This window comes from Atlantibacter sp. RC6 (assembly GCF_014193285.1).
In the GTDB taxonomy this organism is placed as follows: Bacteria; Pseudomonadota; Gammaproteobacteria; order Enterobacterales; family Enterobacteriaceae; genus Atlantibacter.
Window position 1 is genome coordinate 276442 of record NZ_JACHZE010000003.1, and the last position, 20263, is coordinate 296704.

Sequence of the window (20263 nt, forward strand, 5' to 3'; positions counted from 1 at the left end):
GGTTTACTATGGTAGAGTGACCGTGAAGAAAAAATTTCTCTGAGATGTTCGCAAGCGGGCCAGTCCCCTGAGCCGATATTTCATACCACAAGAATGTGGCGCTCCATGGTCGGTGAGCATGCTCGGTTCGTCCGAGAAGCCTTAAGACTATGACGACACATTCACCTTGAACCAAGGGTTCAAGGGTTACAGCCTGCGGCGGCATCTCGGAGATTCCCTTCCCTACCTCATCAGCTATTTCAACAGCCACACCTTCATACTGAAGGATACTGTTTCATGACCCAACAGCCTTTACCCATTTCCCCACGCCAACACATTCGCCAGCAGATCAGATTACGCCGAAAATCACTTACCCAGCAGCAACAGTTGCACGCCGCCCAGCAGGGTGCCGCACGCATGATGGCCTTTGCGCCGGTTGTTGAAGCGCACACCGTGGCGCTGTTTCTCTCTTTCGATGGCGAACTGGACACCCGGCCTTTAATCGAAGGGCTATGGCGTGCAGGCAAGAAGGTCTATTTGCCGGTACTGCATCCGTTTAGCCCGGGAAACTTACTGTTTTTGCGCTACTTCCCCGACAGCGATCTGGTGCTTAATCAGTTTAAAATTCATGAGCCGGTTCTGGATGTGCGCCACGTTTTACCGCTTCATAAACTTGATGTACTGGTGACGCCGCTGGTGGCGTTTGATTCCGCCGGGCAGCGTCTCGGCATGGGCGGCGGCTTTTATGACCGCACGCTCCAGAACTGGCGCGAGCATGGCCTGTTTCCGGTAGGTTACGCCCATGATTGCCAGCACGTGGAATCACTGCCGGTTGAAGAGTGGGATATCCCATTGCCCGCCGTAATCACCCCGACCGCCACCTGGCAGTGGCCATAAAAAAGCCCACCGAAGTGGGCTATTACGCTTACGAAAATCAGTACAGCAGACGCGCGCGGATGGTGCCCGGAATCGCTTTCATCGCCTGTAGCGCGTTATGCGCCACATCTTCTTCCGCATCAATGTCGATCACCACGTAACCCATTTGCGAGGTGGTCTGTAGATACTGGGCCGCGATGTTCACGCCCTGCTCGGCGAAGATCTGGTTGATGGCGGTCAGAATACCCGGGCGGTTTTCGTGAATGTGCAGCAAACGGCTGACGCGGCCTTCATGCAGCGGCAGTGATACTTCCGGGAAGTTCACGGCAGAGAGGGTCGATCCGTTATCGGAATACTTCGCCAGTTTGCCCGCCACTTCGAGGCCGATGTTTTCCTGCGCTTCCTGGGTGGAGCCGCCGACATGCGGCGTCAGGATCACGTTATCGAATTCGCACAGCGGCGAGTTAAACGGATCGCTGTTGGTCGCCGGTTCGGTCGGGAATACGTCAATAGCCGCACCCGCCAGATGTTTACGTGACAGCGCATCGCACAGCGCCGGAATATCCACCACGGTGCCGCGCGCGGCGTTGATCAGCAGCGAGCCGGGCTTCATCAGCGCCAGTTGTTCCGCGCCGATCATATCTTTAGTAGAGGCGTTTTCCGGCACATGCAGGCTGACCACGTCGCTCATGTTCAGGAGGTCAGAGAGATGATGCACCTGAGTGGCGTTGCCCAGCGGCAGCTTGCTTTCGATATCATAGAAAAAGACGTGCATCCCCAGCGATTCCGCCAGAATGCCCAACTGGGTACCGATGTGGCCGTAACCGATAATGCCCAGCTTTTTACCACGCGCTTCAAAAGAGCCCGCCGCCTGCTTATTCCAGATACCGCGGTGTGCTTTGGCATTCGCTTCAGGAATGCCGCGCAGCAGCAGCAGCAGTTCGCCGATCACCAGTTCGGCGACCGAACGGGTATTTGAGAACGGCGCGTTAAACACCGGCACGCCGCGACGCGCCGCCGCCTGCAAATCAACCTGGTTGGTGCCGATGCAGAAACAGCCTACCGCCACCAGTTTTTCCGCCGCAGCGAAGATCTCTTCAGTGAGATGAGTGCGGGATCGCAGGCCGATGAAATGGGCATCACGGATGGACTCTTTCAGTTGCTCGCTGTCCAGCGCGCCTTTGTGATATTCGATATTGGTATACCCTGCTGCGCGCAGGCTATCGATGGCTTTCTGGTGAACACCTTCCACCAGTAAGAATTTAATCTTGTCTTTTTCCAGTGATACTTTTGCCATTTCCCGACCCTGTTATTCTGAGCTGATGTTGTGCTGGGTAATAAGTCACCCTTCTGCCAACATATCAAAATTTCGCGGCCCGGCAATATGAACGTTTGCGTCACGATTTTGAAGAAATATCATCCAACTGCAAAAGCCAGAATAAAATATTGCCCGAAAGAATAAAGACGAAAGGAATGACAGGAGTGCGTGGGAATTGTGACAGATGTCACCAAATTCCGTGGGGGAAATTTTTTTTCTGAAACAGGGCACTTTCATGCCCCGCTCAGATCATTTCACGATGGTTTTCACGCCGTCGGCGGTACCGATCAGCGCCACATCTGCGCCACGATTTGCAAACAGCCCCACGGTCACCACGCCCGGAATGCTGTTAATGGCATTCTCCAGCGCCACAGGGTCAATGATTTCAAGGCCATGCACATCAAGGATCACGTTGCCGTTATCGGTCAACACGCCCTGGCGGTACTCCGGACGGCCACCCAGTTTAACCAGCTGACGTGCCACACAGCTGCGCGCCATCGGGATCACTTCCACCGGCAGCGGGAATGCGCCAAGGATATCCACCTGTTTGGAGGCATCCGCGATACAGATAAATTTCTCCGCCACCGAAGCAATGATTTTCTCGCGGGTTAACGCCGCGCCACCGCCTTTGATCATCTGCATATGGCCATTGATCTCGTCGGCGCCATCCACGTAGATGCCCAGCGAATCGACTTCATTGAGATCATAAACGGTGATGCCGAGCGCTTTCAGTTTTTCGGTGGAAGCATCTGAGCTTGAAACGGCCCCATCAATTTGATGTTTGATGGTGCCAAGCGCGTCAATAAAATGTGCGGCGGTCGATCCTGTTCCCACTCCTACGATGGTGCCGGGCTGCACGTACTGGAGCGCTGCCCAACCCACTGCTTTTTTCAGTTCATCCTGCGTCATGGTCTTTTGCCTGTGGTATGAAATCTGTGGCGCATTATAGAACAAGGCGTGACGAAAAGGGGTATCTATTGGCGCGGCAAATCTCTGCCAGATTCTGTTTTTGTCGATAACGCCGGGAAAATTATGTCATAGTGCCCGGTAGTGCAGATTATCAGGAATTCAGGAGCAGCCCCGAGACATGAAACGCCCGGACTACAGAACATTGCAGGCGCTGGACGCAGTCATTCGTGAACGCGGTTTTGAGCGCGCGGCGCAGAAGCTGTGCATTACTCAATCCGCGGTATCGCAGCGGATAAAGCAACTGGAGAATCTGTTCGGCCAGCCGCTGCTGGTGCGTACTGTGCCCCCCCGCCCAACCGAACAGGGGCAAAAGCTGCTGGCGCTGCTGCGCCAGGTGGAGCTGCTGGAAGACGAGTGGCTGGGGGATGAGCAAACCGGTTCGACGCCGCTGTTGTTATCGCTGGCGGTTAACGCCGACAGTCTGGCGACGTGGCTGCTGCCGGCGTTAGCGCCGGTGCTGGTGGATTCCCCCATTCGCCTCAATCTTCAGGTCGAAGATGAAACCCGCACCCAGGAACGTCTGCGGCGCGGCGAAGTGGTGGGCGCGGTGAGTATTCAGCCCCAGCCGCTGCCGAGCTGCCTGGTGGATCAACTGGGGGCGCTGGATTACCTGTTTGTGGCATCCAAAGCCTTCGCGGAACGCTATTTTCCCAACGGCGTCACTCGCGCCGCATTACTGAAAGCTCCCGCCGTGGCGTTCGATCATCTGGACGACATGCACCAGGCCTTTTTACAGCAAAACTTCGATTTGTCGCCAGGCAGCGTACCCTGCCACATCGTCAACTCCTCGGAAGCTTTTGTGCAGCTGGCGCGCCAGGGGACAACCTGCTGTATGATCCCCCACTTGCAGATTGAAAAAGAGCTGGCAAGCGGCGAGCTGATCGACCTGACGCCCGGGCTTTTCCAGCGCCGGATGCTCTACTGGCACCGCTTTGCGCCGGAAAGCCGCATGATGCGCAACGTCACCGATGCGCTGCTGGAGTATGGTCACAAGGTGTTGCGCCAGGTATAAAAAAACCCGCCGGCTGGCGGGTTTTTATTATTACTGCGCGGTTTGCGAAGGGGTGGATGTCGCAGGCTGCGACGGCGTAGTGCTCTGCCCCTGGCCTGGCTGGAGTTCAAACACCACATCCACCTGATCGTCAAACTGGATAGTGGGCTGTTCGTAGGTTTCCTGAGCCGATACCGCAGGCGCGGCGTCCGCTTTCATCATCCGAACCATCGGGCTCGGCTGGTAGTTGGAAACGTGATAACGCACGCTGTAAACCGGCCCGAGTTTGCCTTTGAAGCCTTCCGCCAGCTGTTGCGCCTGGTGGGTAGCATCATCAATCGCCGCTTTACGCGCTTTATCTTTGTACTGCTCCGGGTCGGCTACCGCTAACGAGACCGCACGGATTTCGTTAAGTCCCGCTTTTAATGCCCCGTCGAGCAGGTTGTTAAGCTTGTCGAGCTGGCGCACGGTCACTTCGACGGTGCGGATGGCGCGATAGCCTTTAAGAATGCTTTTGCCGTTCTGGTAGTCGTAATCCGGCTGAGTGCGCAAATTCGCCGAATTGATATCTTTTTTCTCTACCCCGTTTTCCTGCAGGAAAGTGAGATATTGCGCAACGCGATCGTCAGCCTGTTTTTTGGCTGCGGCGGCGTCTTTAGCTGAAACATTCACTTCGATAGCGAGTGTCGCGATATCCGGCACGGCATCGACGCTGGCCGTCCCTGACGTCACGATATGTGGGCCGTTCGGCAGTTCGTTCGCCTGCACGCCACCCGCGCCTAATCCAATCATTGCCGCCAGGGCCATCACTTTAAACTTCACTGTTCTTCCTCCGTGTACGTTCCAAAACAAACGCCCGGAAATAATACGAGCGCCACGTGCAAGCTTAGCCGCTGGCGGCCGAAAGTCTATAAGAGAAAGATTAGTTAATCAGGTGTGACAGGTGGTTAACGCCCTCTTTCGCCAGTTGGAAAGCAATTACCCACATCACCAACCCCACGATGCCATTGATAATACGCTGCGCTTTAGCCGTGCGCAGACGCGGCGCCAGCCAGGCGGCCAGCAGCGCAAGTCCAAAAAACCACAGGAACGACGCGCTGACCGTGCCCAACGCAAAGGCGCGTTTTGGCCCCTCGGCCAGTTGGCTGCCTAAGCTGCCCAACACCACAAAAGTATCCAGATAAACATGCGGATTCAGCCAGGTCACCGCCAACAGCGTACCGATAATACGCAGCCGGCCCTGGCGCATCACTTCGGCGTTGGCCAGCTCGATATTCTGGCTCATGGCAGTGCGAAACGCGCCCCAGCCGTACCACAGCAAAAAACCAACGCCGCCCCAGGTCACCAGCGCCAGCAGCCAGGGGGACTGCATCAGAATTGCGCTGCCGCCAAAAATCCCCGCGCAAATCAGCGCTAAATCGCTGATAGCGCATAGCAGGGCAATCATTAAATGGTACTGGCGGCGAATGCCCTGGTTCATCACAAAGGCGTTTTGCGGGCCTAACGGAAGGATCATGGCCGCGCCCAGAGCAAGCCCTTGAAAATAATAACTTATCACACTGCTTTCCTGAAATTCACGAGATAAAAAGCAAGTGTAATGCGCCGCGCTCATTAGCTCTAACGCAAAGTTTTAATCACTAATAAGCGCGGCTAATAGCCGCAGGCAGAAAAAAGCCAGCGAGACGCTGGCTCAGGGATTATTGCGCGTCGGAGGGTTTATCCAGCGACGTCGGTTTGATGTCCTGCGCCGTGGTCTCGGTGATGATAGACGGCTGCTTCGATTGCGGCTTCTCTGCTCGCGCCTGTTCCTGCTTAGGCTGCGCCAGCTGTTTGACGTTCACATCCATCTGCGGATACGGAATGCTGATGCCCTCGGCGTCCAGCGCTTTTTTAGCGCGCTCAAGGATATCCCAGTAAACGTCCTGCAAATCACTGCTTTTGCTCCAGGCGCGAACCACGAAGTTGATGGAGGAAGCGCCCAGCTCGTTCATGCGCACCGTTCTTTCACGATCCGGCAGAATGCGCTCATCGGACATCACAATATCCGTCAGGATCTCGCGAACGCGGTCGATATCCGCGTCGTAAGACACGCCAATCACCAGTTCGTTACGGCGCACCGGCTGGCGCGAAAAGTTGATGATGTTGCCTGCGATAATTTTACCGTTCGGCACCACCACATACTTACCGTCGGCGGTAATCAGCGTGGTCGAGAAAATCTGCACGTGCTGCACGGTGCCCGCAATCCCACCGAGATCGACATACTCTCCGGCGCGGAACGGACGGAAGGTGACTAACAGTACGCCCGCCGCCAGGTTGGACAGCGACCCCTGCAACGCCAGACCCACGGCTAAACCCGCCGCACCCAGTACGGCAATCACCGAGGCCGTTTGCACACCCACGCGCCCCAGCGCCGCAATCAGAGTAAACGCGATAATGCCGTAACGCACCAGCGCGGAAAGGAAATCCGCCACGGTGGGATCGATATGACGCGCCAGCATCAGCTTGTTGACGGTATTGGAAATCGCGCGCGCCACAATCATCCCCACAATGATGATCGCGATGGCCGCAACGATATTGACTAAATAACTTAACAGTAGCGCCTGGTTAGTCACCAGCCAGTTGCCAGCACCGTTGATGCTGTCGACAACGTTCAAATCTTCCATTTAGTGTTCCTTTTGCTATCGCTCAATTTGGCCTTCATTGCCCCGCTGGGCTTTGAATCACGGTTTATAAAGGGTAAACAAAAACGATTGAGTGTGCCAAGCCGGTCACAAAAATGAGATGCCAGAACGAGTAATAGCGGGAAAATTAAGAAAAAACCCGCACAAGGCGGGTTTTATATACGGGCGTTAGAGCAACAAATTACAGAACGTCAACCGCGTTCAGTTCTTTGAAAGCCTGCTCCAGACGAGTGATCATAGAAGTCTGGGCAGCACGCAGCCATACGCGCGGATCGTAGTATTTCTTGTTCGGCTGGTCTTCGCCTTTCGGGTTGCCCAACTGACCTTGTAGATACGCTTCGTTAGCTTTGTAGTAGTTCAGAATACCTTCCCAGGTCGCCCATTGGGTATCGGTATCGATGTTCATTTTGATAACGCCGTAGCTGACGGAGTCTTTGATTTCCTGAGCGGAAGAACCGGAACCGCCGTGGAACACGAAGTTCAGGCTGTTGTGCGGCAGGTTGTGTTTTTTGGACACATATTCCTGAGAATCGCGCAGGATGGTCGGGGTCAGTTTTACGTTACCCGGCTTGTAAACGCCGTGAACGTTACCGAAAGAAGCGGCGATGGTGAAGCGCGGGCTGATGGCGTTCAGTTTGGTGTACGCGTAGTCCACGTCTTCCGGCTGGGTGTACAGTGCGGAAGCGTCCATATGGCTGTTGTCCACGCCGTCTTCTTCACCACCGGTGCAACCCAGTTCGATTTCCAGAGTCATGCCGATTTTGGACATGCGCTCCAGGTACTTAGAGCAGATTTCGATGTTCTCTTCCAGAGACTCTTCAGACAGGTCGATCATGTGAGAAGAGAACAGCGGTTTACCGGTAGCGGCGAAGTGTTTTTCACCTGCGTCCAGCAGACCGTCGATCCACGGCAGCAGTTTCTTCGCGCAGTGGTCAGTATGCAGGATCACCGGCACACCGTAGTGTTCAGCCATCTGATGTACGTGATGCGCGCCAGAGATAGCGCCAAGGATCGCAGCCTGCTGCCCTTCCGCTTTCAGGCCTTTGCCCGCGATAAACGCAGCGCCGCCGTTAGAAAACTGAACAATAACCGGCGCTTTAACTTTTGCAGCAGTTTCCAGCACGGCGTTGATGGAGTCGGTGCCTACACAGTTAACCGCTGGCAGAGCAAAGTTATTCTCTTTAGCCACCTGGAAGATTTTCTGTACGTCATCACCCGTGACTACGCCCGGTTTTACAAAATCAAAAATTTTAGACATGTTTAGTTTGTCCTGTATCGTCGACCATCTATTTGAAAATCAGGCGGGTATCCCCGCCTGTTCAACGCTTACTTCTTAGCACGCTCTTCGAGCATAGCTACGGCTGGAAGCACTTTGCCTTCCACAAACTCAAGGAATGCGCCGCCGCCAGTAGAGATGTAGGAAATTTTGTCGGAAATACCGAACAGGTCGATAGCGGCCAGCGTGTCACCGCCGCCTGCGATGGAGAATGCCTCGCTGTCGGCGATAGCATTAGCCACGATTTCGGTACCCTTACGGAAGTTAGGGAATTCAAATACGCCAACCGGGCCGTTCCACAGAATGGTTTTGGCGTTTTTCAGGATTTCAGCCAGTTTCTGCGCAGAAACGTCGCCGATATCCAGAATCTGCTCGTCGTCTTTCACGTCGGAAACAGATTTCAGGGTCGCGTCAGCGGTTTCAGAAAACTCAGTGGCTACGCGAACATCGGTCGGAACCGGGATGTCGCAGGTGCCGAGCAGGCGTTTCGCTTCGTCAACCAGATCCGCTTCATAAAGGGATTTACCCACATTGTGGCCCTGTGCTGCAACGAAAGTGTTCGCGATGCCGCCGCCGACGATCAGCTGATCGGCGATTTTAGACAGGGAGTCCAGCACGGTCAGTTTGGTAGAAACTTTAGAACCGCCAACGATCGCCACCATCGGACGAGCCGGCTCTTTCAGCGCTTTACCCAGCGCTTCCAGCTCATCAGCCAGCAGCGGGCCCGCGCAAGCAACATCTGCGAATTTGCCCACGCCATGGGTAGACGCCTGCGCGCGGTGCGCAGTACCGAATGCGTCCATCACGAACACATCGCACAGCGCAGCGTATTTTTTCGCCAGGGTCTCGTCGTCTTTCTTCTCGCCTTTATTAAAGCGAACGTTTTCCAGAACCACTAACTCACCTTCAGCCACTTCTACGCCGTCCAGGTAGTCTTTAGCCAGACGGACCGGGCTGGAGAGTTTGTCTTTCAGGTAGTTAACAACCGGCAGCAGAGAGAATTCTTCGTTGTATTCACCTTCGGTCGGGCGACCCAGGTGAGAGGTTACCATCACTTTAGCGCCTTGTTTCAGGGCCAGTTCAATGGTCGGCAGCGATGCGCGGATACGGGCATCAGAAGTCACTTTACCTTCTTTAACCGGCACGTTCAGATCGGCACGGATCAATACGCGTTTACCTGCCAGATCCAGATCGGTCATCTTAATTACAGACATGGTGAATCCTCTCGTTGATTCTTAAAGTTTTGCAGGCACAAATTGCGCCTTACCGGAAACCTTGAGCGGCCATGGCTAACGTCGTGTCGAGCATTCGGTTAGCAAAGCCCCATTCATTATCACACCAGACCAACGTTTTGATCAGATGCGAACCGCTGACCCGCGTTTGCGTGCCATCAATAATGGCACTGTGCGGGTCGTGGTTAAAATCACTTGAGACCAACGGTAACTCCGTATAGTCAACTATACCACGAAATGTCTCGCGCGCCGCTTTTTGCAGCAACCCGTTGACTTCACAGGCTTTAACCGCTTTGTTCACCGTTACGCTTAAATCGATAGCGGTGACGTTAATGGTCGGCACACGCACGGCAATGGCTTCAAAACGGTCGTTAAATTTGGGGAAAATACGCGTAATCCCCGCCGCCAGGCGCGTATCCACCGGGATAATCGACTGGCCGGCCGCCCGCGTACGACGTAAATCGGAATGCCAGGAATCGATAACTTGTTGATCGTTCATGGCCGAGTGGATCGTCGTCACGGTCCCGGAATCAATATCAAAGGCTTCATCAAGCAGCTTGATTACCGGAATAATACAGTTGGTGGTGCATGAAGCGTTGGAGACAATGCGATGCTCCGCTTGCAGTGCGTCATGGTTGACGCCGTACACCACCGTCGCATCTAAATCATTGCCGCCAGGGTGGGAAAAAAGCACCTTTTTCGCCCCCGCCACCAGATGGGCTTCGCCATCAGCGCGCGATCCATACACCCCGGTGCAGTCCAGCACGACATCAACACCCAGCTCACGCCAGGGCAAATTCTCAATATTACGGTGATGAAGAAGCCGGACGACGTCATCACCAATCCAGAGCTGTTCACACTCCTGGCGTACATCCCAGGAAAAGCGTCCGTGCGTGGTGTCGTACTTTAACAAGTGCGCCATGCCCTGGGCATCGGCTAACTCGTTGATCGCCACCAGTGTGATTTCCGCACGACGCCCGGATTCGTATAACGCGCGAACCACGTTGCGCCCAATGCGCCCGAACCCGTTTACCGCAATGCGTAGTGTCATAGATCCCCTGCAAGACATTCCAGGTGAAAGAAGTGGCTGACAGGGTAATGCAGCGACGCCACCAGGGGAATGCTTGCCGACCATAAACCTTAGCCAATCGTTTATTTGTCGAGCGAAATACAAACTGAAACGCTTCAGCTAGGATAAGCGAAACGCGGAATAAAAGATATTCATCAGGCGTGAACAAAAACTGATATCTGATCCACATCACACTTTCCTGCAAAACTGACCGGCAAATTATTCCAATGGCAGAATTATCGCAAAGCTTTGCCACATTCCTTGTTTGTGCTGCATCGCGTTTCCTGATTTATATCAGCAATTGATTTCTTGCGTCCCTATATTATCAGCCTCACGTCCGAGTCTCGGAGTAACCCTAACCCATGTCAAAAACAACGTTTTCATCTTTACCCGCCTCCGGGGCGCGTTTTTACGCGTTACGTCTGCTTCCCGGCGACGAGGTGCTAAGCCAGTTACGCGCCTTCATTCAACAACACCACCTGTCCGCCGCCTGGATTGCCGGCTGTACCGGCAGCATGACCGATGTCGCGCTGCGCTATGCCGGGCAGGAAGAAACCACTCAACTGCACGGGACCTGGGAGGTGATCTCCCTGAGCGGGACGCTGGAACCCGCCGGTGAACATTTACATCTCTCCATTTCCGATCCGCAGGGCGCAATGCTTGGCGGGCATATGATGCCCGGCTGCACGGTGCGCACCACGCTGGAAATCATTATCGGCGAGCTCACTGCGCTCACTTTTAGCCGCCAGCCCTGCCACGTCTCCGGTTACGAAGAACTGGTCATTAACCCCCGTTACTAAACTGACAAGAGGTCATTTTATGGCTCAGCGCCAATTTTCCAGCCAGACTCTGGCACTTATCGTTATCGCTATTGCGATTAACATGATCGGTGGGCAATTAATCAGCATGCTGAAGTTGCCCATTTTCCTCGACTCCATCGGCACCCTGATCAGCGCCGTACTGCTTGGGCCATTAATCGGCATGCTGACCGGGCTTATCACTAACCTGATCTGGGGCCTGCTCACCGACCCGATTGCCGCCGCCTTCGCGCCGGTGGCGATGGTGATTGGCCTGGTGGCCGGCTGGCTGGCGAAAGCAGGCTGGTTCCGCACCCTGCCGAAAGTGATCGTCAGCGGCGTGATCATTACCCTCGCCGTGACCGTGGTGGCGGTGCCGCTGCGTACTGCGCTGTTTGCGGGCGTGACCGGCAGCGGCGCTGATCTGTTCGTCGCCTGGATGCACTCTATGGGCCAGAATCTGGTGGAATCCGTTGCTGTAACGGTGCTGGGCGCTAACCTGGTGGATAAGATCCTGACAGCGGTGATCGTCTGGATCCTGCTGCGCCAGCTTCCCCTGCGCACCACCCGTCACTTCCCGACCATGTCGGCTGTGCGCTAAATGCACCCGTTTACGTCATTAACGCTGTGGGCGTGGGCGGCTTGCGCCACGCTGCTGCTTCCTCCGGGTATGATCCTGGCGATTTACAGCGCCACGGCGTTTTTATCATTACTGCTGTTTAAGGCGACGCGCCCCAGAGCGCGCTACGTCGGCTGGCTGATGTTTTCGCTGGGTGCGGGTTTGTGGCTGGTGCATGGCGGCTGGCTTACTGAGTGGATTAGCGGCCAGCCGCGCGATCCGCAACGCTGGGCGCATGCGATAACGCTGTGGCTGCGCATTCTGGCGATTGTCTCTACTTCACAACTGTGGATGGGCTTTGTTCCGGCGCGCCAGTTTACCCGCGCCCTGTTCGCCAGCCGTCTGCCGCCGGGCATCGCCTACGTGTTTGCCGGGCCGCTGTTGGTGGTGGAGCAACTTAAGCGCCAACTTGCCAGCATCAACGAGGCGCAACGTGCGCGCGGCGTACCGCTGGATGGCCGTTGGTATGAGCGGTTGCGGGCTATCCCGGCGCTGATCGTGCCGCTGACCCATAATGCGTTGAACGATTTGGCGGTACGCGGCGCGGCGCTGGATATGCGTGGGTTCCGCCTGCATTCACGCCGCACCACGCTATGGGCGCCAGCGGATAGCGCGCGACAACGCGTTGCGCGCTATGGGCTGATTACGTTGATCGTTGCGCAAACGGGAGCCTGGCTATGGTTACGCTAGACGATTTTTGCTATCGCCCGCGCCACGCCACACAGCCCTCGGGCAGGCTCAACTTTCATTATTCACTGCCAGGAATGGTGGCGATATTCGGCGGCAACGGCAGCGGTAAAAGCACGCTCGCGCAACTGCTGGCCGGGTGGTATCCCGACTTTCTCCCCGGAGAGATCAGCGGCAAAGGCCAGTTGCTCGGCCAGCCGATTGGCCTGCACTCGCTCGTCGAGCAGTCGCAGACCATTCAACTGGTGCAACAGGCCCCTGCCCTTCAGCTTTCTGGCTGTACCTTTAGCGTGGAAGAGGAAGTGGCGTTTGGCCCGGAAAACCTCTGCCTGAGCGAACAGGAAATCCTGCAACGCGTTGATGAGGCATTAACGCTCGCCGATTGCCAGGGGTTGCGCCATCGCCATCCTGCGACGCTATCGGGCGGCGAATCCCAGCGGGTGGTGATCGCCAGCGCGCTGGCGATGCAGCCTCGCGTTTTACTTCTTGATGAAGCATTCAGCCGCTTAACGCCGCAGGCAACCCAGCGACTGTTGACGGTGCTTACGGCATGGGCGCAGGAACGCCAGGCGCTGGTTATATTGTTTGAGCGCAACACCCAGCCGGTTCTCGACTACTGCCAGGCGGCATGGCAACTGAAGGCAGGAGAACTCACACCGTTATGTTGAAGATAAACCAGATTGATTTTTCGTGGCCGAGAGCAGCGCAGCCCTGCCTTAACGCACTGTCGTTAGCGGTTTCCCCGCAAGAAAGCGTGGCGCTGATTGGCGATAACGGCGCGGGGAAATCGACCCTGCTGCGCCTGATGGCGGGATTACTGCAACCGACCCGGGGCGAAATCCATATCCAGGGCCAACCGCTGGCGAAACTAAAAGCGCAGCAGCGCGCCAGGCTTATCGGTGTGTTGTTTCAGGAAGCGGAACATCAGATCCTGCACAGCGAGGTATATACCGAAGTGGCGTTCGGCTTGCGGCTGCAAAAGCGGCCTGAAGCGGAAATTCGCCAGCGTACCGACGCGGCTCTGGCGCTGTGCGGGCTGGAAGAGGTGGCGCAGGCGCATCCGCTGGATTTACATGTTGCGCAACGCCGGATGGTGGCGGTCGCCAGCCTGGAAGCAATGGCGCCGCCGTTGATTCTGCTGGACGAGCCCAGCCGGGATTTTGACACGCACTGGTTGGCCCTGTTCGAGCGCTGGCTCGCGGCCTGCCAACAACGCGGGGATACCATTATCGCCATCAGCCATGATTACGATTTTACCCGCCGCCACTTTCCGCGCGTGATCCGCCTTAGCGAGGGGCGCATCAGCGAAGAGGGTACGCCGCAACAACTGCTATAAAAAAAGGGCCGCATTAGCGGCCCTCACGTCGATTCTGGCGAATTACAGAATTGCTTTTGCCTGTTTCACCACGTTTTCCACAGTGAAACCAAACTCTTCAAACAGCTGCTCAGCCGGTGCAGACTCACCGAAGGTGGTCATACCGACAACCGCGCCGTTCAGGCCGACGTATTTGTACCAGTAGTCAGCAATACCCGCTTCTACCGCTACGCGTGCAGAAACCGCTTTCGGCAGCACGGATTCACGGTATGCCGCATCCTGCTTCTCGAACGCATCGGTAGACGGCATGGAAACCACGCGCGCTTTAATGCCTTCTGCGGACAGTTGATCCCACGCCGCCACAGCCAGTTCAACTTCGGAACCGGTGGCAATCAGGATCAGCTGCGGCTGGCCGTCGCAATCTTTCAGAACGTAACCGCCGCGAGCGATATCCGCCAGCTGCTGTTCGGTACGCTCTTGCTGCGCCAGGTTCTGACGGGAGAGGATCAGCGCGGTCGGGCCGTCCTGACGCTCAACACCGTATTTCCACGCTACCGCGGATTCCACCTGGTCGCACGGACGCCATGTGGACATATTCGGCGTCACGCGCAGAGAAGCGGTCTGCTCTACCGGCTGGTGAGTCGGGCCGTCTTCGCCCAAGCCGATGGAGTCATGGGTGTAGACCATCACCTGGCGCTGCTTCATCAGGGCCGCCATACGCACCGCGTTACGGGCATATTCCACAAACATCAGGAAGGTGGAGGTGTACGGCAGGAAGCCGCCATGCAGGGCGATACCGTTGGCGATGGCGGTCATACCGAATTCGCGCACGCCGTAGTGGATGTAGTTGCCTGCGGCGTCTTCGTTAATCGCTTTGGAACCAGACCAGATCGTCAGGTTGGACGGTGCCAGGTCAGCGGAGCCGCCGAGGAATTCCGGCAACAGCGGGCCGAAAGCTTCAATGGCGTTCTGGGACGCTTTGCGGCTGGCGATTTTCGCCGGGTTAGCCTGCAGTTTAGCGATGAATTCGTTGGCTTTCGCGTCGAAGTCTGCCGGCATTTCACCTTTCATACGACGGGTAAACTCAGCAGCCTGCTCCGGGAAGGCTTTCGCATAGGCAGCGAATTTCTCATTCCATGCGGATTCTTTCGCTGCGCCTGCTTCTTTCGCATCCCACTGCGCATAGATGTCAGACGGGATGTCAAAGGCGGCGTGTTTCCAGCCCAGCGCTTCACGGGTCAGCGCCACTTCTGCTTCGCCCAGCGGCGCGCCGTGGGAGTCATGGGTGCCGGCTTTGTTCGGAGAACCGAAGCCGATAACGGTTTTGCACATCAGCAGGGACGGCTTGTCGGTGACCGCGCGGGCCTGTTCCACGGCGCGTTTGATGGCGTCGGCGTCATGGCCGTCCACGCCGCGCACCACGTGCCAGCCGTAGGCTTCAAAGCGTTTAGCGGTATCGTCGGTGAACCAGCCTTCCACGTGGCCGTCAATGGAGATGCCGTTGTCGTCATAGAACGCCACCAGCTTGCCGAGCTTCAGGGTACCGGCGAGGGAGCACACCTCATGGGAGATGCCTTCCATCATGCAGCCGTCGCCCATAAACACGTAGGTGAAGTGGTCAACAATGTCGTGGCCCGGACGGTTGAACTGCGCCGCCAGGGTTTTCTCTGCGATAGCCATGCCCACCGCGTTAGCGATGCCCTGGCCCAGCGGGCCGGTGGTGGTTTCCACGCCGGCGGTGTAGCCCACTTCCGGGTGGCCCGGGGTTTTTGAGTGCAGCTGACGGAAGTTTTTCAGCTCGTCAATCGGCAGGTCATAGCCGGTGAGATGCAGCAGGCTGTAAATCAGCATTGAGCCGTGGCCGTTGGACAGCACAAAGCGGTCGCGATCGGCCCAGGCCGGGTTGGTAGGGTTATGGTTCAGGAAATCACGCCACAGGACTTCGGCAATGTCAGCCATACCCATCGGGGCGCCCGGGTGACCGGATTTGGCTTTCTGTACTGCGTCCATGCTTAGCGCACGAATAGCATTGGCAAGCTCTTTACGAGAGGACATTTTGACTCCAGATCGGATAGTTAAAGGACAAAGCGTGTTAACGACTTGACGATGGCTCGTTATGGGCTACGCCCGGAAAAATTGAACCACAATGTAACCCAAGCCGCTTTCCATGTACATGCTATGTACATGGAGCATCCTTTTACCGCTTAAGAAATCTCTGGATCCTTCTCGCAGCTTGCGCAAGCTTCTCGCCCAGAGCGTTATCACTTCTTTATACTGAGTGTTACCGGCACGTTAATGTGCTAAACCAAAACGTATTACGACACTTTTAGCGGAAACCTACACATGAAGATGCGCGCGATATTGCCTGGCCTGGTTGCCGTTGCTCTGCTGAGCGGTTGCCAGAATATGGACTCCAACGGTTTGCTCACCTCCGGCGCTGAGGCGTTTCAGGCGTATACCTTAAGCGATGCGCAGGTCAAAACGCTCAGCGATGAAGCCTGTAAAGAGATGGACAGCAAGGCGACCATTGCGCCTGCGAGCAGCCAGTACGCTCAGCGTCTGAATACCATCGCCGCTGCGCTGGGCGATAACATCAATGGCCAGCCGGTAAACTACAAGGTTTATATGGCGAAAGACGTCAACGCCTTCGCCATGGCGAATGGCTGTATCCGCGTTTACAGCGGATTGATGGACATGATGAACGACAACGAAGTCGAAGCAGTTATCGGCCATGAAATGGGCCACGTGGCGCTGGGGCACGTCAAGAAAGGAATGCAGGTCGCGCTGGGTACCAACGCCGCGCGCGTTGCCGCAGCCTCGGCGGGCGGCGTGATCGGCAGCCTGTCGCAATCGCAGCTTGGCGATTTAGGCGAGAAACTGGTGAATGCGCAGTTCTCCCAGCGTCAGGAATCAGAGGCGGACGACTACTCTTACGATCTGCTGCGCAAACGCGGGATCAACCCCATCGGGTTGGCAACCAGTTTCGAGAAGCTCCAGACGCTGGAAGCGGGACGTCAGAGCTCAATGTTTGACGATCACCCGGCTTCAGCCGAACGCGCCCAGCATATTCGCGATCGCATGAAGGCGGATGGGATTAAGTAATAAAAAAAGCGCCGGTATGACGCCGGCGCTTTGTTAGTGGGCAAGAAAACCCGCCAGATTACTCGCCTTTCTTGGCGGCCTGGATATACAGCATCTCTAACGCCAGCGTCGCAGCAGCCAGCGCGGTAATTTCAGACTGGTCATAAGCCGGAGCCACTTCCACCACGTCCATACCGACGATATTCAGATCTTTCAGGCCGCGCACCAGTTTGATGGCGCGATCGGAAGTCAGGCCGCCGATCACCGGTGTGCCGGTGCCCGGTGCGAATGCCGGATCCAGGCAGTCGATGTCGAAGGTCAGATAAACCGGCAGATCGCCAACGATCTGTTTCACCTGGGCAATGATGTCATCCACGCCGCGATCGTTCACCTGGCAGGCGTCCAGCACGGTGAAGCCGTTATCTTTATCGAATTCGGTGCGGATGCCGATTTGCACCGAGTGGTTCGGGTCGATCAGGCCTTCGTTCGGCGCGGTGTAGAACATGGTGCCGTGGTCGAACTCGCAGCCGTTGGCGTAAGTGTCGGTGTGCGCATCAAAGTGCACCAGCGCCATTTTGCCAAAGTGTTTCGCGTGAGCGCGCAGCAGCGGCAGGGTCACGAAATGGTCGCCGCCGAAAGAGAGCATACGTTTACCGGCAGCCAGCAGTTTCTCCGCGTGGGCCTGCAGTTTTTCGCTCATTTCACGGGCATCGCCGAAGGCGTACACCAGGTCGCCGCAATCCACCACATTCAGGCGCTCGCGCATGTCGAAGTTCCAAGGGAAGCGGTTGTGCTCCCAGGCGAGATTGGTGGAAACCTGGCGGATCGCCGCCGGGCCGTGACGACCGCCTGCGCGGCCAGACGTCGCCATATCAAACGGAACGCCGGTGATCACCCAGTCAGCGTCGCTGTCGTAGGGCTGGAAATTCATTGGTAAACGCAAAAAACCAAAGGCGTTGGATACCAGAGAGTTATCGTATTGATGGCCTAAGGTGCTCATTGATATGACCTCTTTCGTAAAGTCGATGTAAAAAAAATCCCCTCCGCGTCGTTAAGCCCGACGAGGAAGGGATTGATTAGAGTCAGTTTGCTGGCGCGAATTATCGCCGTGTTTCATGCCGGGTTCAAGCGTCTGCATGTCCATCAGTATAGCCAGGCAGACGCAGCCGGATAGTTACTCGTCTTCCAGGTAAGTGTACCCGTAAAGACCCGCTTCAAACTCTTCCAGGAACTGCTGTTGCAGCGCATCGTCCAGACCGGTGTTTTTCACCTGGTCGCGGAACTGGGTCAGCAGCGTGTTCGGGTCGAGCTGCACGTATTGCAGCATATCCGCCACGGTATCCCCTTCATCGGACAGCTCAACTTCCACGCTGCCGTCAGGGAACACAAACACGTCAACTGCTTCGGTATCGCCAAACAGGTTATGCATGTTGCCAAGAATTTCCTGGTACGCGCCCACCATAAAGAAGCCCAGCATCGGCGGGTTCTCCGGGTCGTACTCCGGCATCGGCATAGTGGTGGCAATCCCGTCGCCGTCGATATAGTGATCGATGGCACCGTCAGAGTCACAGGTGATATCCAGCAGCACCGCGCGGCGTTCCGGGATCTGGTTCAGCCCTTCCAGCGGCATTACCGGGAACAACTGGTCGATACCCCAGGCGTCCGGCATGGACTGGAACAGAGAGAAGTTGATGTACATCTTGTCCGCCATACGCTCCTGCAACTCGTCGATAATCGGACGATGAGCGCGGTTGCTCGGATCAAGCTGTTTCTGCACTTCATGGCACATGCTCAGGTAGAGCTGCTCCGCCCATGCGCGCTCCTGCAGGCTGAACGCGCCTGAAGAGTAGCCCACGTGGATGTCGTGCAGATCCATCTGGCTGTCGTGCAGCCATTCACGCAGCGAGCGACGGGTGCCCGGCTCGTGCATCTCCTGCCAGGTCTCCCACATGCTTTGCAGGGCGCGCGCCGCGTCTTCCGCTGGCGCGGTGGGCACGGTGTATTCGTTGCGCTCAACGCCGATAATGTTGGACACCAGCACGGTATGGTGGGCAGTCACCGCGCGGCCAGACTCGGTGATCACCGTCGGGTGCGGCAGGCCATTCTCTTCACAGGCATCGCCAATCGCCCAAATGATGTTGTTGGCGTATTCGTTCAGACCATAGTTCACCGAGCAATCAGACTGCGAACGCGTGCCTTCATAGTCAACGCCCAGACCGCCGCCCACGTCGAAGCACTGGATATTCACGCCCAGCTTATGCAGTTCAACGTAGAAACGCGCCGATTCACGGACGCCAGTCGCGATGTCGCGGATGTTGGCCATCTGCGAACCAAGGTGGAAGTGCAGCAGTTGCAGGCTGTCGAGACGGCCCGCTTCGCGCAGCATCTCAACCAGTTGTAGCACCTGGGTCGCCGCCAGGCCGAATTTTGATTTTTCGCCGCCGGAGGACTGCCATTTACCGGAGCCCTGAGACGCCAGACGCGCCCGCACGCCCAGGCGCGGCACCACGTTCAGACGTTCGGCTTCTTCCAGAACGATACGGATTTCCGACATTTTTTCGATAACCAGATAGACCTTGTGGCCCATCTTTTCACCGATTAACGCCAGACGAATGTATTCACGGTCTTTATAGCCATTACAGACGATAACGGAACGCGTCATGCCCGCATGGGCCAGCACGGCCATCAGCTCCGCTTTCGAGCCGGCTTCGAGGCCCAGCGGTTCGCCGGAGTGGATCAGCGTTTCGATGACGCGGCGATGCTGGTTAACTTTAATCGGGTAAACCAGGAAATAGTCGCCGTTATAACCATAGGATTCGCGCGCGCGTTTGAACGCGGCATTAATAGAACGCAGGCGGTGCTGCAAAATCTGCGGGAAGCAGAATAACGCAGGCAAGCGCTGGCCTTGCGCTTCACGGGATTTCACCAGTTTGGCGAGATCCACGCGGGCTTCCGGGACGTCGGGGTCCGGGCAAACGCTGATATGGCCCAGTTCGTTGACGTCATAGTAATTATTGCCCCACCAGGCAATGTTGTAGGTGCGCAGCATTTTACTGGCTTCCTGAGAACTCATTGCAACCTCCTGCATGGAACGTAGTACACCCTGTTCGCCTGCTGACGAAGGCGAAAACGAAGACATGTCGTCAGACATAGCGAACCTCAAACTCTGTTGAAAGTGTATACCCGACACCGTCGGGCATAGCGAAGTTGACTACTATCGCAGCGTTAAATTGCGATAACAACCCATAAGCAGCCGGACCTGGCAGCATAGTACGCTGACCGCCCCGCTGTGCGACCGGTTTCATATTCATATCATTGTAAAACACGTATCCGAACGCTGTATGACAGGTTCGTCGAAACCACGAGAAAACCC

The 20263-nt window shown here is 56.3% G+C and carries 20 protein-coding genes and 1 other RNA gene; 9 read left to right on the forward strand and 12 right to left on the reverse strand.

Annotated features, from left to right (window positions below; all coding sequences use genetic code 11):
* Positions 1-33: 33 nt before the first annotated feature.
* Both ssrS and FHW74_RS09305 read left to right on the forward strand, forming a co-directional pair.
* Positions 34-217, forward strand: a non-coding RNA gene (gene ssrS / locus FHW74_RS09300) — 6S RNA.
* 59 nt (positions 218-276) lie between these two features.
* Positions 277-876, forward strand: coding sequence for a 5-formyltetrahydrofolate cyclo-ligase (locus FHW74_RS09305; RefSeq protein WP_183170160.1), 600 nt, complete (start codon positions 277-279; stop codon positions 874-876).
* 37 nt (positions 877-913) lie between these two features.
* Here the strand turns inward: FHW74_RS09305 and serA are convergent, their stop codons facing one another.
* Together serA and rpiA are read right to left on the reverse strand one after the other, a co-directional pair.
* Positions 914-2152 carry a phosphoglycerate dehydrogenase gene (gene serA, locus FHW74_RS09310; RefSeq protein WP_183170161.1) on the reverse strand — a complete coding sequence of 413 codons (1239 nt, stop codon included), beginning with the start codon at positions 2150-2152 and terminating at the stop codon, positions 914-916.
* A 270-nt stretch (positions 2153-2422) separates the two neighbouring features.
* On the reverse strand, positions 2423-3082 hold the full coding sequence (gene rpiA, locus FHW74_RS09315; protein ID WP_183170162.1) for a ribose-5-phosphate isomerase RpiA: 660 nt from the start codon (positions 3080-3082) through the stop codon (positions 2423-2425).
* A 178-nt stretch (positions 3083-3260) separates the two neighbouring features.
* On the opposite strand from rpiA, the gene argP reads away from it, so the two are divergent.
* Entirely contained in the window at positions 3261-4154 is an 894-nt protein-coding gene (gene argP / locus FHW74_RS09320) for a DNA-binding transcriptional regulator ArgP (RefSeq protein WP_183170163.1), read from the forward strand.
* A gap of 30 nt (positions 4155-4184) precedes the next feature.
* Here argP and FHW74_RS09325 read toward each other — a convergent pair whose 3' ends face one another.
* The 6 genes from FHW74_RS09325 to epd form a co-directional block, all read right to left on the reverse strand.
* Positions 4185-4955, reverse strand: coding sequence for an oxidative stress defense protein (locus FHW74_RS09325; RefSeq protein WP_183170164.1), 771 nt, complete (start codon positions 4953-4955; stop codon positions 4185-4187).
* 100 nt (positions 4956-5055) lie between these two features.
* On the reverse strand, positions 5056-5691 hold the full coding sequence (argO, locus tag FHW74_RS09330) for an arginine exporter ArgO (RefSeq protein ID WP_183170165.1): 636 nt from the start codon (positions 5689-5691) through the stop codon (positions 5056-5058).
* A gap of 139 nt (positions 5692-5830) precedes the next feature.
* On the reverse strand, positions 5831-6796 hold the full coding sequence (gene mscS, locus FHW74_RS09335; RefSeq protein ID WP_183170166.1) for a small-conductance mechanosensitive channel MscS: 966 nt from the start codon (positions 6794-6796) through the stop codon (positions 5831-5833).
* A 199-nt stretch (positions 6797-6995) separates the two neighbouring features.
* Positions 6996-8072: a class II fructose-bisphosphate aldolase gene (gene fbaA, locus FHW74_RS09340; RefSeq protein WP_161662076.1), complete on the reverse strand. Its 1077-nt coding sequence runs from the start codon at positions 8070-8072 to the stop codon at positions 6996-6998.
* Positions 8073-8140: 68 nt separating this feature from the next.
* The gene (gene pgk, locus FHW74_RS09345; RefSeq protein ID WP_183170167.1) at positions 8141-9304 is read right to left on the reverse strand and encodes a phosphoglycerate kinase; all 1164 of its coding nucleotides are present in this window, start codon (positions 9302-9304) and stop codon (positions 8141-8143) included.
* 49 nt (positions 9305-9353) lie between these two features.
* On the reverse strand, positions 9354-10373 hold the full coding sequence (epd, locus tag FHW74_RS09350) for an erythrose-4-phosphate dehydrogenase (protein ID WP_183170168.1): 1020 nt from the start codon (positions 10371-10373) through the stop codon (positions 9354-9356).
* A 380-nt stretch (positions 10374-10753) separates the two neighbouring features.
* Between epd and FHW74_RS09355 the strand changes: the two genes are divergently transcribed.
* Genes FHW74_RS09355 through FHW74_RS09375 form a run of 5 tightly spaced genes read left to right on the forward strand, consistent with a single transcriptional unit; the run spans position 10754 to position 13830 of the window.
* Positions 10754-11191, forward strand: a complete 438-nt coding sequence (locus FHW74_RS09355; RefSeq protein WP_183170169.1) for a PPC domain-containing DNA-binding protein — start codon at positions 10754-10756, stop codon at positions 11189-11191.
* 19 nt (positions 11192-11210) lie between these two features.
* Entirely contained in the window at positions 11211-11789 is a 579-nt protein-coding gene (locus tag FHW74_RS09360) for an ECF transporter S component (protein ID WP_125293241.1), read from the forward strand.
* On the forward strand, positions 11790-12497 hold the full coding sequence (locus FHW74_RS09365) for an energy-coupling factor transporter transmembrane component T (RefSeq protein ID WP_183170170.1): 708 nt from the start codon (positions 11790-11792) through the stop codon (positions 12495-12497). It abuts the gene before it with no gap.
* Complete coding sequence (locus tag FHW74_RS09370; RefSeq protein WP_183170171.1) at positions 12485-13162, forward strand: ABC transporter ATP-binding protein; 678 nt, start codon at positions 12485-12487, stop codon at positions 13160-13162. The genes FHW74_RS09365 and FHW74_RS09370 overlap by 13 nt, the downstream gene beginning before the upstream one ends.
* Positions 13156-13830, forward strand: a complete 675-nt coding sequence (locus FHW74_RS09375; RefSeq protein WP_183170172.1) for an energy-coupling factor ABC transporter ATP-binding protein — start codon at positions 13156-13158, stop codon at positions 13828-13830. The genes FHW74_RS09370 and FHW74_RS09375 overlap by 7 nt, the downstream gene beginning before the upstream one ends.
* Positions 13831-13872: 42 nt before the next feature.
* Here the strand turns inward: FHW74_RS09375 and tkt are convergent, their stop codons facing one another.
* Positions 13873-15864, reverse strand: coding sequence for a transketolase (gene tkt, locus FHW74_RS09380; protein ID WP_183170173.1), 1992 nt, complete (start codon positions 15862-15864; stop codon positions 13873-13875).
* A 288-nt stretch (positions 15865-16152) separates the two neighbouring features.
* Here tkt and FHW74_RS09385 point away from each other — a divergent pair, with 288 nt between their 5' ends.
* On the forward strand, positions 16153-16911 hold the full coding sequence (locus tag FHW74_RS09385; RefSeq protein WP_183170174.1) for a M48 family metallopeptidase: 759 nt from the start codon (positions 16153-16155) through the stop codon (positions 16909-16911).
* Positions 16912-16969: 58 nt separating this feature from the next.
* Here FHW74_RS09385 and speB read toward each other — a convergent pair whose 3' ends face one another.
* From speB to yqgB, 3 genes are all read right to left on the reverse strand, one after another.
* On the reverse strand, positions 16970-17890 hold the full coding sequence (speB, locus tag FHW74_RS09390) for an agmatinase (protein ID WP_144130730.1): 921 nt from the start codon (positions 17888-17890) through the stop codon (positions 16970-16972).
* 174 nt (positions 17891-18064) lie between these two features.
* The gene (gene speA, locus FHW74_RS09395; protein WP_183170175.1) at positions 18065-20041 is read right to left on the reverse strand and encodes a biosynthetic arginine decarboxylase; all 1977 of its coding nucleotides are present in this window, start codon (positions 20039-20041) and stop codon (positions 18065-18067) included.
* Positions 20034-20201, reverse strand: a complete 168-nt coding sequence (gene yqgB, locus FHW74_RS22960; protein WP_183170176.1) for an acid stress response protein YqgB — start codon at positions 20199-20201, stop codon at positions 20034-20036. The genes speA and yqgB overlap by 8 nt, the downstream gene beginning before the upstream one ends.
* Positions 20202-20263: the final 62 nt, after the last annotated feature.

Bases quoted from the DNA above. Each gene is read 5' to 3' on its own strand.
- speB (WP_144130730.1), bottom strand. From the start codon at position 17,890: ATGAGCACCTTAGGCCATCAATACGATAACTCTCTGGTATCCAACGCC.
- tkt (WP_183170173.1), bottom strand. From the start codon at position 15,864: ATGTCCTCTCGTAAAGAGCTTGCCAATGCTATTCGTGCGCTAAGCATG.
- FHW74_RS09365 (WP_183170170.1), top strand. From the start codon at position 11,790: ATGCACCCGTTTACGTCATTAACGCTGTGGGCGTGGGCGGCTTGCGCC.
- FHW74_RS09385 (WP_183170174.1), top strand. From the start codon at position 16,153: ATGAAGATGCGCGCGATATTGCCTGGCCTGGTTGCCGTTGCTCTGCTG.
- pgk (WP_183170167.1), bottom strand. From the start codon at position 9,304: ATGTCTGTAATTAAGATGACCGATCTGGATCTGGCAGGTAAACGCGTA.
- FHW74_RS09370 (WP_183170171.1), top strand. From the start codon at position 12,485: ATGGTTACGCTAGACGATTTTTGCTATCGCCCGCGCCACGCCACACAG.
- FHW74_RS09360 (WP_125293241.1), top strand. From the start codon at position 11,211: ATGGCTCAGCGCCAATTTTCCAGCCAGACTCTGGCACTTATCGTTATC.
- epd (WP_183170168.1), bottom strand. From the start codon at position 10,373: ATGACACTACGCATTGCGGTAAACGGGTTCGGGCGCATTGGGCGCAAC.
- serA (WP_183170161.1), bottom strand. From the start codon at position 2,152: ATGGCAAAAGTATCACTGGAAAAAGACAAGATTAAATTCTTACTGGTG.
- mscS (WP_183170166.1), bottom strand. From the start codon at position 6,796: ATGGAAGATTTGAACGTTGTCGACAGCATCAACGGTGCTGGCAACTGG.
- yqgB (WP_183170176.1), bottom strand. From the start codon at position 20,201: ATGAATATGAAACCGGTCGCACAGCGGGGCGGTCAGCGTACTATGCTG.
- fbaA (WP_161662076.1), bottom strand. From the start codon at position 8,072: ATGTCTAAAATTTTTGATTTTGTAAAACCGGGCGTAGTCACGGGTGAT.
- argP (WP_183170163.1), top strand. From the start codon at position 3,261: ATGAAACGCCCGGACTACAGAACATTGCAGGCGCTGGACGCAGTCATT.
- rpiA (WP_183170162.1), bottom strand. From the start codon at position 3,082: ATGACGCAGGATGAACTGAAAAAAGCAGTGGGTTGGGCAGCGCTCCAG.
- FHW74_RS09355 (WP_183170169.1), top strand. From the start codon at position 10,754: ATGTCAAAAACAACGTTTTCATCTTTACCCGCCTCCGGGGCGCGTTTT.
- speA (WP_183170175.1), bottom strand. From the start codon at position 20,041: ATGTCTGACGACATGTCTTCGTTTTCGCCTTCGTCAGCAGGCGAACAG.
- FHW74_RS09305 (WP_183170160.1), top strand. From the start codon at position 277: ATGACCCAACAGCCTTTACCCATTTCCCCACGCCAACACATTCGCCAG.
- FHW74_RS09375 (WP_183170172.1), top strand. From the start codon at position 13,156: ATGTTGAAGATAAACCAGATTGATTTTTCGTGGCCGAGAGCAGCGCAG.